This is a genomic window from Kluyvera sichuanensis, from assembly GCF_014218705.1.
GTDB classification, from domain to species: Bacteria; Pseudomonadota; Gammaproteobacteria; order Enterobacterales; family Enterobacteriaceae; genus Kluyvera; species Kluyvera sichuanensis.
Genome location: NZ_JABBJF010000004.1, coordinates 111,668 through 123,955 on the forward strand (window position 1 = coordinate 111,668; position 12,288 = coordinate 123,955).

A 12,288-nucleotide genomic window follows, 5' to 3' on the forward strand; every position below is an offset into this window, starting at 1 on the left:
ACCATGCGGGTGCATGATGCGTGTCACAACAGCAATCTGTTAGAAAAATGCCTGACGGTGGTGCATTACGCGGTAAGCACATCCTCCTGGGTGCTGGCCGCCAGCTCTTCACCGGCCAGCTGTAGCTGATACATCTGCCAGTAACGCCCTTTGGCTTCAAGCAGTTGCTGGTGAGTCCCCTGCTCGACGGCCTGTCCACGGTGAAGCACCATAATGGTATCCGCGTCCACGATGGTCGACAGACGGTGAGCGATCACCACCAGCGTCGTGCGCTGACGTACGGCGGCCAACGCATGTTGAATCGCACGCTCGGTGCCGGAGTCAATATTCGCGGTGGCTTCGTCCAGGATCAGCACCTGCGGGGTCTCAACCAGCACACGGGCCAGCGCCAGTAGCTGCTTCTGCCCGACCGACAGGTTGTTACCCTGCTCGCCCAGATGAGTATAGATACCCTCACTCATCCCTCGCGCCAGCTCGGCCAGCTGTACGGTTTCCAGCACCTGCCAGACCTGTGCTTCGCTGATATCGCGCCCCAGCGTGACGTTGGCAAAGAAGGAGTCGGCCAGCACCACCGGATCCTGTTGCACCACGGCGATGCCCTGTCGCAGCACCTGATGACTCAGGCTTTGTAGCGGACGGCCGCCGAGGCGAATTTCGCCGGAATTGGGCGGGTAATAGCCCATCAGCAGGCTGGCAAGCGTACTTTTTCCGCTACCGGTGTGCCCCACCAGCGCCACAAAGCTGCGTGCTGGAATCGACAGCGAAATGTTTTGCAGCACCATCTTGTCATCACGATAGGCAAATGTAACATCGTCGATATCAATATCGCCGCGCGCCAACGGTGCCATATCGGTTCCGTACTGCTGGCGCGGGCGGTCCATCAGTTCAAACACGCGCTCACCGGCCACCACCGCCTGCTGTAACATCGACTGCTGAGTGGTGAGTTCAATCAACGGCTCGTTCAGACGCCCCAGATAGCTGATAAACGCGTACAGTACGCCGACCTCAATGGAGCCCTGCGCGCTAAAGCCGAATAGCATCAGTAGGCCGCACAGCACCAGCGAAGAGAACAGGCTCAGCAGCGGGCGCAGCAGGAAGCCGTCCAGACGCAGCGTTTGCATGCGCGCCAGATAGTGTGAGCGGCTCACGTCACCGATCCGCTCGCCGAAGCGTACCTGCTGGCGGAACTGCTGAATAACGCTCATGCCGTTGATGACTTCGTTGAAGCCATCGTTAATATCCGCCAGATAGGCGCGAACGCGGCGCACGATAGGCGTGCTGTAGCGTTGATAAATCACCATCACGATCATCACCGCCGGGAAGATAGCGATCGCCACCAGCGCCATGCGCCAGTCGAGACTGAACATCGCCACCAGCATCGCGCCGATCAACGCCGCACTACGCAACACCGTCGCCACCACCGTCACGTACAGATCGCGGATCACTTCCGTATCGTTGGTGACGCGGGAGATAAGCTGGCCTACCGGCTGCGTGTCAAACTCGCTCAGCGGCTGGCGCAGCGCAGCGTCCATCACGTCACTGCGCAGCTGTTGCACCACGCCGACCGCCGCGCGGTTAAACAGTAGCGACTGACTGTAGTGCAGCGAAGCAGCCAGCAGTTGCAGCCCGATATAAGCAGCCGCCAGCCCGGCGACCGTCCCCATCGGCAGACTATTTTTCGCCACCATGTTGTCGATAAAATAGCTAATTAGCAGCGGCCCACTCACTTCGGCGGCAGCGGCCACCCACAGCATCACCACCGCAATCGACAGCGGTTTACGCCACGGCGAGCCGTAGGCCAGCAGCCGCTTCAGGGTTGGCCACAGTTGCCCAAAACTACGCATCGGCCACCTCCGATTTCTCTTCTTCCGTCACATCGTTCAGCGCGGCCTCCAGCTGTTGATAACGGTGCATATCGCGATACCAGCCCTGCTCTGCTGCCAGTTGGTCATGCTGGCCGCGTTGGGCAATATGCCCGTGCTGCATCACTATGATTTCGCTGGCATCCGACAGCGCCGAGAGACGGTGCGCGCTGATAATCACCGTGCGGCCTTCGCCCCACTGACGCAGGTTGTGCAGAATCTGATGTTCGGTGCGGCCATCAACCGCCGATAGCGCGTCGTCGAGGATCAGAATTTCCGCCTCCAGCAGCAGCGCGCGCGCAATGGAAATACGCTGCTTCTGCCCGCCGGAGAGCATCACGCCGCGCTCGCCGACTTCGGTATCGTAACCCTGCGGCAGGCGTAGAATATCTTCATGCACACAGGCCAGCCGCGCCGCATGCTCAATCTCTTCCTGCGTCGCGCTCGGATGGCCCAGCGCAATGTTGCTGGCAACGGTGTCGGAAAAAAGGAACGGCGTCTGGCTGACCACCGCCAGGCGGCTGCGCCAGGCGTCCAGCTGCAATTGACGCAGGGGAATATCGTGGAAGCGGATCTCACCTTCATCAACGTCAAAATGGCGCTGGATAAGCGACAGAATGGTGGATTTCCCCGACCCCGTCGGCCCGCAAATGCCGAGCATATGGCCCGGTTTCAGGGTCACGCTGACGTCGCAGAGCGTTGGCTTGTCGGTTTGCGGGTAGCTAAAGCGACCAATCGCCAGTTCCAGCGTACCGCGCCCTTTGGGCACCGGCTGCGTGCCGTCATCCACCACTGGCGCTTCCGCCAGCAGGGTGCGAATACGGCTATAGGCGGCGCTGCCGCGCTCGACGATGTTGAACATCCAGGCCAGCGCTAGCATGGGCCAGATCATCAACCCGAGGTACATCATAAAGCTGGTGAGCTGGCCGAGGGTCAGACCACCCTGCATCACCATCCAGCTGCCGCCGGCAATCGCCAGCAGGTTTGCCATCCCGATAGCGATGTAAATCGTCGGGTCAAAGCGGGCATCGATGCGCGCCACGCGCATGTTTTTCACCCCGGTGTCAGCCGCATCGGCGGCAAACTGGGCGGACTGCCGGTCCTCAAGGCCGAAGGCTTTGATCATACGGATGCTGGTCAGACTCTCCTGGGTTCGGTCGTTCAGACTGGAGAACGCTGCCTGCGCCACTTTGAAGCGTTCGTGCAGCAGATCGCCATAGCGTTTAATCACCAACGCCATAATGGGCATCGGCAGCAGCGCCAGCAGAGTTAACTGCCAGCTCAGTTGTGTGGACATCACAATCAGCACCGCGCAGCCCATGACCAGCGAGTCCACCAGCGTCAGCACCCCTTCCCCGGCGGCAAATACCACGCGGTCTACATCGTTGGTGGCGCGGGCCATCAGGTCCCCAGTGCGGTGACGTAAATAGAATTCCGGATGCTGGCGGCTTAGCTGCCGGTAGAAATCTTCACGCAGTTCAACCGCCAACTGGTAGGAGGCACCGAACAACAATACGCGCCAGACGTAGCGCAGCAGGTAGACCACCACGGCAATCAGTACCATGGTGCCAAGCCACATCATCACCTTCCCGGTGGTGAAATGGTGTTGTGTGACGCCATCCACCACGATCCCGACCACTTTCGGCGGGATGAGCTGGAGTATGGCGATGATAATCAGCAAGGCGACAGCGCCGAGATAGCGCCGCCATTCCCGGCGGAAGTACCAACTTAGTTGAGCAAATAATCGCACGCGGTAAAATCCTGAACGTCGATTCTCTTCGTCCTGCGCTGCCGCCCTGGCAGCTCGATGGGCAAAGAGAAAATCCCAGAAAAAGTATTATTCGATGGGGAGAGCAGTGGTGTATTTAATCTGTTCCATCGCAAAGCTTGAGGTGACATCCGACAGTCCGGGGACGCGGTTCACCAGGCTTTTATAAAAATCATCGTAGCGTTTCATGTCCGCCACCTGGACGCGCATCAGGTAGTCATACTCCCCGGCCATGCGCCAGAAGCCCAACACTTCGGGCATTTGCGTCACTTCGCTCACAAAAAGGCTGTACCAATCGCTGCTGTGGTGCTGGGTCTTTATCAGCACAAATGCCGTTAACCCAAGCCCAAGCTTTTCCGCATCCAGTAAGGCGACGCGGCCAAGCAGTATACCGTCATCTTCCAGACGTTTTAGTCGTTTCCAGCACGGTGTGGTGGTCAGATTAACGGCATCTGCTAACGCCTGCAAAGAGAGCGTGCAGTCATTTTGTAGTAGGGCCAGCAGCTTTCGGTCAATTTTATCTAACATTTCGGTCACCGGGAGAAAATTTTTCTCTCTTAATTCTATTTTAAAGGTCAGATAGCAACAAATTTTTCTGCACTTTTCGCTAAGCTGGGCACAAAATGACAAACGGAAAATAATGATGAATAGCACCTGGGTCAAACACGCCATCAGCGAAATTAACGCCGATTACCAACGCAGCGCCGACACGCATTTAATCCGCCTGGCGCTACCCGCTTTTCCCGGCATCCAGCTCTACCTGAAAGATGAAAGCACGCACCCGACCGGCAGTCTCAAACACCGTCTGGCGCGTTCGCTGTTCCTTTACGGCCTTTGCAACGGCTGGATCAAAGAAAGCACCACCATTATTGAATCGTCGTCCGGCTCAACGGCGGTTTCCGAAGCCTATTTCGCCCGCCTGCTTGGCCTGCCGTTTATCGCGGTGATGCCCTCCTGCACGGCGAAACGTAAGGTTGAACAGATTGAGTTTTACGGCGGCCGCTGCCACTTCGTCGAGAGCGCGTGTGAAATCTACGCCGCTTCGGAAACCCTGGCCCGCGAGCTGAACGGCCACTATATGGATCAGTTCACCTACGCCGAGCGCGCCACCGACTGGCGCGGCAACAACAACATTGCCGACAGCATTTTCCGTCAGATGTCGCACGAACCCAACCCGGTACCGACGTGGATAGTGATGAGCGCGGGCACCGGCGGCACCTCAGCTACCATTGGCCGCTACATTCGCTGCCAGGGCTATGAAACCCAGCTGATGGTGGTCGACCCGGAGAACTCCGTGTTTATGGACTACTGGCAGCACCGCGATGTGAATCTTCGCGGCAGCGTCGGCAGTAAAATTGAAGGCATTGGTCGCCCTCGCGTCGAGCCGTCGTTTATTCCTGATGTGGTTGATAGCATGCTGCGCGTGCCGGATGCCGCAAGCGTAGCCACCGCTCAATGGCTGGAAACGCAGCTTGGCCGTAAGGTTGGCGCATCTACCGGGACGAATATGTGGGGCGCGCTGCAGTTAGCCGCACAGATGCGAGATGAAGGGAAAACCGGCTCGATCGTGACGCTGCTGTGCGACAGCGGTGAGCGCTACCTCGACACCTACTACAACGCCGAATGGGTGGCGAATAACATCGGCGACACGGCACCGTGGCTACAGGCTATTAACACCATGATTGGGAAATAAAAAAAGCCAGGCATCAACTGAGCCTGGCTTGCTGGAAGGTCTCTCTATTCGGGGGAATAAGGAAGATTAGGTGTGTCCAGCCAATGCGTTAAATAGTGAGAAACCGCCTGGTTTTTGCAGTTTCCGATAATCGGTAGATGGGGGAGCGCCGCTTTAAGCTGCCCCATTGCATTCCCCATGATCACGCCGCGCCCTACGAGTCCCAGCATTTCACGGTCATTCATCGCATCGCCAAAGGCCATGCATTCATCCATACTCACGCCCAGATGGCGACTCAGCACCGACAGCGCCGCCCCTTTATTGCTGCCGAGCGGCAACACTTCCAGGCAGTCGACGGCGGAGAAACAGATATCTGCGCGCTTATCGAACGCCTCGACTAATTGCACCCGCAGACGGCAGAGATCGTCGTGATCGCCGCAGAAGCAGATCTTTGTCACCTGATGCGCCGGCATCATGCGCAGGTCACGAAGCTGATAGCGGAAACCGCTATACACGTGCGCTTTTAACATTTCCGGTATTTCGCGCCCGGTAAACCAGCCGCCGTCGTTAAAGACATGGACGCTAGCCTGCGTATCCCAGCGGGTGTGCAGCACCTCTTCCGCTACGTCCGGGGAGAGATCGCTACGGTGCAGCACTTCACCCTGCTGGGTATGAATACGCGTACCGTTGCCGGTTATCAGGAAGGCATTCAGCGACAGTTTCTCCACCAGCGGGCGCATTTCCAGCACGTGACGACCAGTGGCAAAGGTCAGCGTGATGTTCCGTTCGCGCAGGCGCTTCAGCACCGCCACGGTTCTCTCACCTAAACGATGGTCTGGCATCAAAAGGGTGCCATCCATATCAAATGCTGCCAGTCTTGCCATCTTTTATCCCGCCTGTGATCGTTCTCTCTTGCCACCCAGTATCTGCTGGGATATACGGAAGTAATACTGAATAGTTAATATTTATTGTTCCGGGTTTCTATGCGCCAGTTAAATCGTTTAAATCAGTTCCAGCGCCTGTGGCTACCGTCGCAGGGAGAAGATCAGCAGGTCACCATCGCCGAACTGGCCGCCCGCTGTTTTTGCAGCGAGCGGCACGTGCGTACTCTGCTGCGCCAGGCACAAGAGGCGGGCTGGCTGAGCTGGCAAGCGCAGTCCGGGCGTGGCAAGCGCGGGCGGTTACGATTCCACACCGCGCCGGAGACGCTGCGCAATGAGATGATGGAAAGCGCACTGAATCGCGGCGAGCAGCATAATGCGCTGGAGCTGGCGCAGATTGCCCCGGTTGAGCTGAGGGCGCTGCTGCACCCGTTTCTCGGCGGCCAGTGGCAAAACAATACGCCGACGCTGCGTATTCCTTACTACCGCCCGCTAGAGCCACTGCATCCTGGCTTCCTTGCCGGTCGTGCCGAGCAGCACCTTGCCGGGCAGATTTACTCTGGCCTGACCCGGTTTAACCATGAAGCCTCACAGCCGCAGGGCGATCTGGCGCACCACTGGTCGGTTTCCGACGACGGGTTGTGCTGGCAGTTTTATATTCGTTCGACCCTGCACTGGCACAACGGCGATGCCGTTGAGACCGAGCAGCTTCGCCGACGATTGCTGATGCTGCTGGAACTGCCCGAACTGGCGAAGCTCTTTTCCAGCGTGAAAGCCATTACGCAGACGCATCCGCAGTGTCTGACCTTCACGCTGCATCATCCGGATTATTGGCTCCCGCATCGGCTGGCAAGCTACTGTAGCGTGCTGGCACATCCGGACGAACCGTCGCAGGGCACCGGCCCGTTTATGCTGAAAATTTTTGAGCCAGAACTGGTGCGCATTGAGAGCCATCATCGCTATCACCAGGGCCACCCGCTGCTGCAGGCTATTGAATACTGGATCACCCCGCAGCTTTTCGAGCAGGGGCTGGGGACCAGCTGTCAGCACCCGGTGCAAATTGCCATTGGTAAACCTGAGGAACTTGGCGAACTGCGGCTCGTCAGCCACAGCATCAGCCTGGGATTTTGCTATCTGGCACTGCGCCAGAGCCCGCGTCTGAGCAGCGCACAGGCACAGAGGGTCATCGGGCTGATTCACCGCTCCGGCCTGCTGCAAAGCCTACCGCTGGGGGAAAACCTGATTACCCCCAGCGAAGAGATGCTGCCCGGCTGGGATATCCCGCTGCCGAAAGACGCGCCCGATGTTGCCCTACCGCCCCACCTGACGCTTCTCTACCATTTGCCGGTAGAACTGCACACCATGGCCGAAGAGCTAAAAACAGCCCTGGCGAAACTGGGCTGCGAGCTGACGGTGATTTTTTATGATGCTAAAAGCTGGACCGGCTGTCCGGACCTGCCAAAAGCCGACCTGTTTATGGGCGACCGTCTGATTGGCGAGATGCCGGAGTACGCCCTGGAGCAGTGGCTACGCTGCGATGCGCTATGGCCCGCGCTCTTTACCGAACAGCAGGCCAGCCGCGTTCGCCAGGCATTAGACGACGCTCAGGCGTTGCCAAACGATAGTCAGCGAATCGCCGCGCTAAAGCACATCTTTACTCACCTGATGAGTGAAGCGATGCTGACGCCGCTGTTTAACTATCAATACCAGGTCAGCGCACCGCCGGGAGTCAACGGTATTCGCCTGAACGCACGCGGCTGGTTTGACTTTTCCGCCGCCTGGCTGCCACCAACAACGCGGTGAAGAAGCTGGTCGCCACGGCGTGCAGGCGTTACCATAGCGGCTTTTAGAGTCACTGACAGGAAAAGCCATGAAACGTGCCGTTGTCGTCTTTAGCGGTGGACAAGATTCCACAACATGCCTGGTGCAGGCGCTGCATCAATATGATGAAGTTCACTGCGTCACGTTTGATTATGGCCAGCGCCATCGCGCTGAAATTGACGTCGCCCGTGAACTGGCCTTAACGCTGGGCGCTCGCGCGCACAAGGTGCTGGACGTTACCCTGCTCAATGAACTGGCAGTCAGCAGCCTGACCCGCGACAGCATTCCCGTGCCGGACTACGAACCGGATGCCAACGGTATTCCCAATACTTTCGTGCCGGGGCGCAACATTCTGTTCCTGACGCTGGCGGCTATTTATGCTTATCAGGTGAAGGCAGAAGCCGTCATCACCGGCGTCTGCGAGACCGACTTCTCCGGGTATCCAGACTGTCGTGACGAGTTCGTGAAGGCGCTGAACCATGCGGTTAGCCTGGGCATGGCAAAAGACATTCGCTTTGAAACGCCGCTGATGTGGCTCGATAAAGCGCAGACCTGGGCGCTGGCGGACTACTGGGACAAGCTGGAACTGGTCCGTACCGAAACGCTCACCTGCTACAACGGCATCAAAGGCAATGGCTGCGGCCACTGCGCGGCCTGTAATCTGCGCGCAAATGGCCTGAATCATTATCTGGCGGATAAGCCAGGGGTGATGGCAGCGATGAAGCAGAAAACCGGGCTGAAATAGGTCTGGAGACGTTCCCGGGGTCGCTTGCGCTCGCCCGGGCTACCTGTTCCGGGCAAGGCGTTTACGCCGCCCCCGGGACAAGCACATTACTCAACCATCGCTTCCAGATGCTCCCGCAATTCCCCTTCCAGCGCCAACGCCTTCTGGGTTTTTAAGTCGATACAGACGAAGGTAATCAGCGCGTCGGCAACTACCTGCCCTTCGGGCTCCAGCGTGACCACCTGGCTTAATACGCCGCTTTTACCGTTCAATTGCTGCACCTTGCTGGTCACCGTCAGCAGATCGCCCAGCACCGCCGGACGACGGTAATTAATATTGATATTCACCACCACAAAGGCGATGTGGTTCGCACTCATCCACTGGAACCCCGCGCTGCTCTCCAGCCCATCCCAGCGGGCCTCTTCAAGAAACTCCAGATAGCGAGCGTTGTTAACGTGCTGATAGACGTCCAGGTGATAACCGCGAACTTTGATTTGTGTCTGCATAGCGCCATAGCCTTATTATTTTGTTTTTACATAGAGTCAGAGGTCACACCACTGGTATGACCTCTTTAGTCTGGCAAATTTTCAGACGAGTGCAAACACTTGATGCAAATTAAAGCGTGAGGTGTGCCAGATTACGCTCAACGAGCGAGCTACCCATTCCCGGCACCTGCTTGAGATCGTCCACCGTTTTGAACGGGCCATACTCTTCACGATAGCTAACGATGGCCTGCGCCTTTTTCAACCCTACGCCGTTCATCGCCTGCGCTAACGCCTCGGCCGACGCGGTATTGATGCTAACCCTGGTCCCTTCATCTTCCGCCGTTTTAGCGGCAGGCGCGGCCTTCACCTGCTCTCCGGTATCCGCACTGGCTTTTGTCTGCGCCGCCTGCGTTTTCGCCGCAGCAGGCGCTGCCGCCTGAACGCTAAAGCTCATCCCCGTACACGCCAGTACCGCCGCCATAACAGACATTTTGATTCCACGTTTCATCTTGATTTCTCCTTGTTGATTGATAGCGAAAGCACCATAACGGTTAGCGCGCAACGGTTCAAAAGGCAGATTTCAAATGTGGAAAAGGCCGCGAAAGCGGCCTTTGATATGTACATCGCATTACAAAATTATGCGAAGCGAATTCCGATTATTGCTGCTGGTCGATGATGTCGCCGAGCTTAATCTTCGCGGATTTACGCAGGTTGTTCATCATCGCTTCGAAGGCGATTTGCGCGTTGTTCTGGGTAATACCCTGAACCATCGCTTTCTTCTGCGCTTCCGGCATTTCGCCCGCTTTCACTTCGTCCAGCGCCAGCAGAACCACGTTGCCCTGCATATCGTTGCCGATACCGTAGCTTGGTTTGTCTTTCTGCGGCAGCGGCAGTGCGAAGGCAGCCTGGCTCAGCGGATCCTGACCGGCACGGCTCAGGGTTTTGCTGGCGCTAAAGGTCAGGCCTGCCGCTTTCATCGCGTCGTCGCCTTTACCGTCTTTCAGCGCCACCAGCAGTTTTTCAGCATCCAGTTTGGCCTGCTGTTCTGCTTTGTTGTGCTTAACGATATCGGTCACCTGCGCTTTCACTTCCGCCAGCGGTTTCACCGCTTCGGCTTTGTGCTCGCTCACGCGAATGACGAAGGCGCGGTCGCCGTCAACGGTGATGATGTCTGAGTTGCTGCCCGGCATGCCGTTCTCGCCAACCAGACCACCGTTGAAGATAGCCTCAGATACCGGCTTGAAGTTCAGCTCGGCCGGCAGGCTGTTACGGTCAAACCAACCGGTCTCAACCGCTTTCACGCCAGCCGCCTGCTCTGCACCCGCCAGAGAGTCGTTGTCGTTGCTCGCCGCATCGCTCACCTTCTGCTGCAGTGCATAGTAAGCGTCGAGTGATTTTTCCTGCTTCACTTTGTCCGCAATCTCTTTGCGCACGTCAGCCAGCGGTTTCACCTGTGCAGCCTGTACGTCGTCAAGACGCGCGACCAGGAAGCCCACGGAGGATTTGATCACGCCAGACAGTTGGCCTTTTTCTTTCAGACCGGCATTTTTCAGCTCGTCAGGCGTGGTGGAAGCTTCCAGCCAGCCCATATCGCCGCCGTTGCGTGCGGAGATGATGTCAGCAGATTTCTCTTTTGCCAGAGCAGCGAAGTCAGCGCCTTTGTTCAGGGCGTCCAGTACCGCTTTCGCATCCGCTTCAGTTTTGGTCTGAATCACGCTGTAGCGGTCACGCTGCGGCTGAGTGAACTGATCCTGATGCTGGTCGTAGTAAGACTGAATGTCGTTGTCAGAAACAGGCTCGCTCATGGAGGTAGCGTCCAGCTTGATGTAGCTCACGCGGAACTGCTCCGGCGCCACAAACTGGCTCTTGTTCTGCTCGTAGTAGCTAGAAACTTCCTGATCGGAAACCTGCTGCTTCGCCGCCAGCGCATTCACGTCGATCGTTGCTTCGCGAACCAGACGCTGCTGCGCAACCAGTTCGGCCAACTGGTCGGTTTCGCCCGGCAGCATAAAGTCGGTACCGGCAACGGCGTTAATCAGCTGTTGGGTCGTCAGTTGGTTACGTAGCGCCTGCGCGTATTGATCCGCCGTCATGCCCATCTGATTCACCAGCGCGTTGTAGCGGGTGTTATCAAATTTGCCGTCGGTCTGGAAAGCGGGGGTGGCGAAAATCGCTTTACGCACCTGCTCATCGCTGATGCTAAGACCTAAAGTCTTCGCGTACTGATCCAGCAGCGATTCGTCGATCAGGCGGTTCAGCACCTGCTGACGCATCGTTTTGATGTAGTTTTCGTTGGCCGCCAGCTCTGAGTACTGGTCGCCAAGCTGCTGCTGCATGCGGTTACGCTCGCTAGCAACGGCATTTTCAAACTGGCCGCGGCCAATTTCCTGGCCATTCACTTTTGCGGCAAAATTATTGTTACCGCCGATCAGGTAACCACTCACGCCGGTCAAAATGAACGACACGATAATGAGCCCGAAAATGACTTTGATCACGACGCTGTTGGCTGCCGTGCGTAAATTGTCCATCATGGTGTAACAACACTCCGCTGTAGGTGACAAATACCTCGTGCAGCATAGCACGTGTGGCCGCTATTTTGACAAGAAACCAGGGCGCTTGTCAGCATGACACCGAATATAAACGCTTAAAAGTACACAATAAGCCATAAAAAAAGGCACATCAGATGATGCGCCCTTGTACTGTGCCACATTCCCTACGCGGGAAAGCGATCAGTTTACCGCGTCTTTCAGTGCTTTACCTGCACGGAACGCTGGTACTTTAGCAGCGGCGATAGTGATCTCTTTACCAGTCTGAGGGTTACGGCCAGTACGGGCAGCACGCTCTTTAACAGCAAAGGTACCAAAACCTACCAGTGCAACATCATCCCCTGCCTGCAGAGATTCAGTAACAGAAGCAATTAAAGCATCTAACGCACGTCCAGCTGCAGCTTTGGAGATATCCGCGCCAGCAGCAATCTTGTCAATCAGTTGAGATTTATTCACTGTTCTCTTCCTCTCTTTATTATTTATATCGCACCTGAATCCTTCACGATGCAATCGCGGAGCAGTTATATCA

Annotated in this window: 11 protein-coding genes; 3 read left to right on the forward strand and 8 right to left on the reverse strand. The window is 57.0% G+C overall.

Going from position 1 to position 12,288, the window contains the following annotated elements:
* Window positions 1-65 precede the first annotated feature (65 nt).
* From HII27_RS06530 to HII27_RS06540, 3 genes are all read right to left on the reverse strand, one after another.
* A complete protein-coding gene (locus HII27_RS06530) occupies window positions 66-1,844 on the reverse strand; it encodes a SmdB family multidrug efflux ABC transporter permease/ATP-binding protein (RefSeq protein WP_185667136.1) in 1,779 nt (592 codons plus the stop codon).
* Complete coding sequence (locus tag HII27_RS06535; protein ID WP_185667137.1) at window positions 1,837-3,612, reverse strand: SmdA family multidrug ABC transporter permease/ATP-binding protein; 1,776 nt, start codon at window positions 3,610-3,612, stop codon at window positions 1,837-1,839. The genes HII27_RS06530 and HII27_RS06535 overlap by 8 nt, the downstream gene beginning before the upstream one ends.
* A gap of 87 nt (window positions 3,613-3,699) precedes the next feature.
* Entirely contained in the window at window positions 3,700-4,158 is a 459-nt protein-coding gene (locus HII27_RS06540; RefSeq protein ID WP_185667138.1) for an Lrp/AsnC family transcriptional regulator, read from the reverse strand.
* Between the two features lie 115 nt (window positions 4,159-4,273).
* Here HII27_RS06540 and HII27_RS06545 point away from each other — a divergent pair, with 115 nt between their 5' ends.
* Window positions 4,274-5,323, forward strand: coding sequence for a PLP-dependent cysteine synthase family protein (locus HII27_RS06545; RefSeq protein ID WP_185667317.1), 1,050 nt, complete (start codon window positions 4,274-4,276; stop codon window positions 5,321-5,323).
* Between the two features lie 44 nt (window positions 5,324-5,367).
* Here HII27_RS06545 and cof read toward each other — a convergent pair whose 3' ends face one another.
* Window positions 5,368-6,186: an HMP-PP phosphatase gene (cof, locus tag HII27_RS06550; RefSeq protein ID WP_185667139.1), complete on the reverse strand. Its 819-nt coding sequence runs from the start codon at window positions 6,184-6,186 to the stop codon at window positions 5,368-5,370.
* Between the two features lie 99 nt (window positions 6,187-6,285).
* On the opposite strand from cof, the gene HII27_RS06555 reads away from it, so the two are divergent.
* Together HII27_RS06555 and queC are read left to right on the forward strand one after the other, a co-directional pair.
* Complete coding sequence (locus HII27_RS06555) at window positions 6,286-7,986, forward strand: SgrR family transcriptional regulator (protein WP_185667140.1); 1,701 nt, start codon at window positions 6,286-6,288, stop codon at window positions 7,984-7,986.
* A gap of 67 nt (window positions 7,987-8,053) precedes the next feature.
* Window positions 8,054-8,749, forward strand: coding sequence for a 7-cyano-7-deazaguanine synthase QueC (gene queC / locus HII27_RS06560; RefSeq protein ID WP_185667141.1), 696 nt, complete (start codon window positions 8,054-8,056; stop codon window positions 8,747-8,749).
* 86 nt (window positions 8,750-8,835) lie between these two features.
* On the opposite strand, the gene HII27_RS06565 is transcribed toward queC, so the two are convergent.
* The 4 genes from HII27_RS06565 to hupB all read right to left on the reverse strand — a co-directional run bounded on the left by HII27_RS06565 (window position 8,836) and on the right by hupB (window position 12,215).
* A complete protein-coding gene (locus HII27_RS06565) occupies window positions 8,836-9,234 on the reverse strand; it encodes a YbgC/FadM family acyl-CoA thioesterase (protein ID WP_185667142.1) in 399 nt (132 codons plus the stop codon).
* 109 nt (window positions 9,235-9,343) lie between these two features.
* Window positions 9,344-9,721, reverse strand: a complete 378-nt coding sequence (locus HII27_RS06570) for a helix-hairpin-helix domain-containing protein (protein ID WP_185667143.1) — start codon at window positions 9,719-9,721, stop codon at window positions 9,344-9,346.
* Window positions 9,722-9,869: 148 nt separating this feature from the next.
* Window positions 9,870-11,744: a peptidylprolyl isomerase gene (gene ppiD / locus HII27_RS06575; protein WP_185667144.1), complete on the reverse strand. Its 1,875-nt coding sequence runs from the start codon at window positions 11,742-11,744 to the stop codon at window positions 9,870-9,872.
* Between the two features lie 198 nt (window positions 11,745-11,942).
* Window positions 11,943-12,215 (reverse strand): nucleoid-associated protein HU-beta, encoded by a 273-nt coding sequence (gene hupB / locus HII27_RS06580; protein ID WP_035895161.1) that lies wholly within the window; start codon window positions 12,213-12,215, stop codon window positions 11,943-11,945.
* Window positions 12,216-12,288: the final 73 nt, after the last annotated feature.

Excerpts from the sequence above, each read along its gene's own strand:
- HII27_RS06530 (WP_185667136.1), bottom strand. The coding sequence starts at position 1,844 with ATGCGTAGTTTTGGGCAACTGTGGCCAACCCTGAAGCGGCTGCTGGCC.
- HII27_RS06540 (WP_185667138.1), bottom strand. The coding sequence starts at position 4,158 with ATGTTAGATAAAATTGACCGAAAGCTGCTGGCCCTACTACAAAATGAC.
- HII27_RS06545 (WP_185667317.1), top strand. The coding sequence starts at position 4,274 with ATGAATAGCACCTGGGTCAAACACGCCATCAGCGAAATTAACGCCGAT.
- cof (WP_185667139.1), bottom strand. The coding sequence starts at position 6,186 with ATGGCAAGACTGGCAGCATTTGATATGGATGGCACCCTTTTGATGCCA.
- HII27_RS06555 (WP_185667140.1), top strand. The coding sequence starts at position 6,286 with ATGCGCCAGTTAAATCGTTTAAATCAGTTCCAGCGCCTGTGGCTACCG.
- queC (WP_185667141.1), top strand. The coding sequence starts at position 8,054 with ATGAAACGTGCCGTTGTCGTCTTTAGCGGTGGACAAGATTCCACAACA.
- HII27_RS06565 (WP_185667142.1), bottom strand. The coding sequence starts at position 9,234 with ATGCAGACACAAATCAAAGTTCGCGGTTATCACCTGGACGTCTATCAG.
- HII27_RS06570 (WP_185667143.1), bottom strand. The coding sequence starts at position 9,721 with ATGAAACGTGGAATCAAAATGTCTGTTATGGCGGCGGTACTGGCGTGT.
- ppiD (WP_185667144.1), bottom strand. The coding sequence starts at position 11,744 with ATGATGGACAATTTACGCACGGCAGCCAACAGCGTCGTGATCAAAGTC.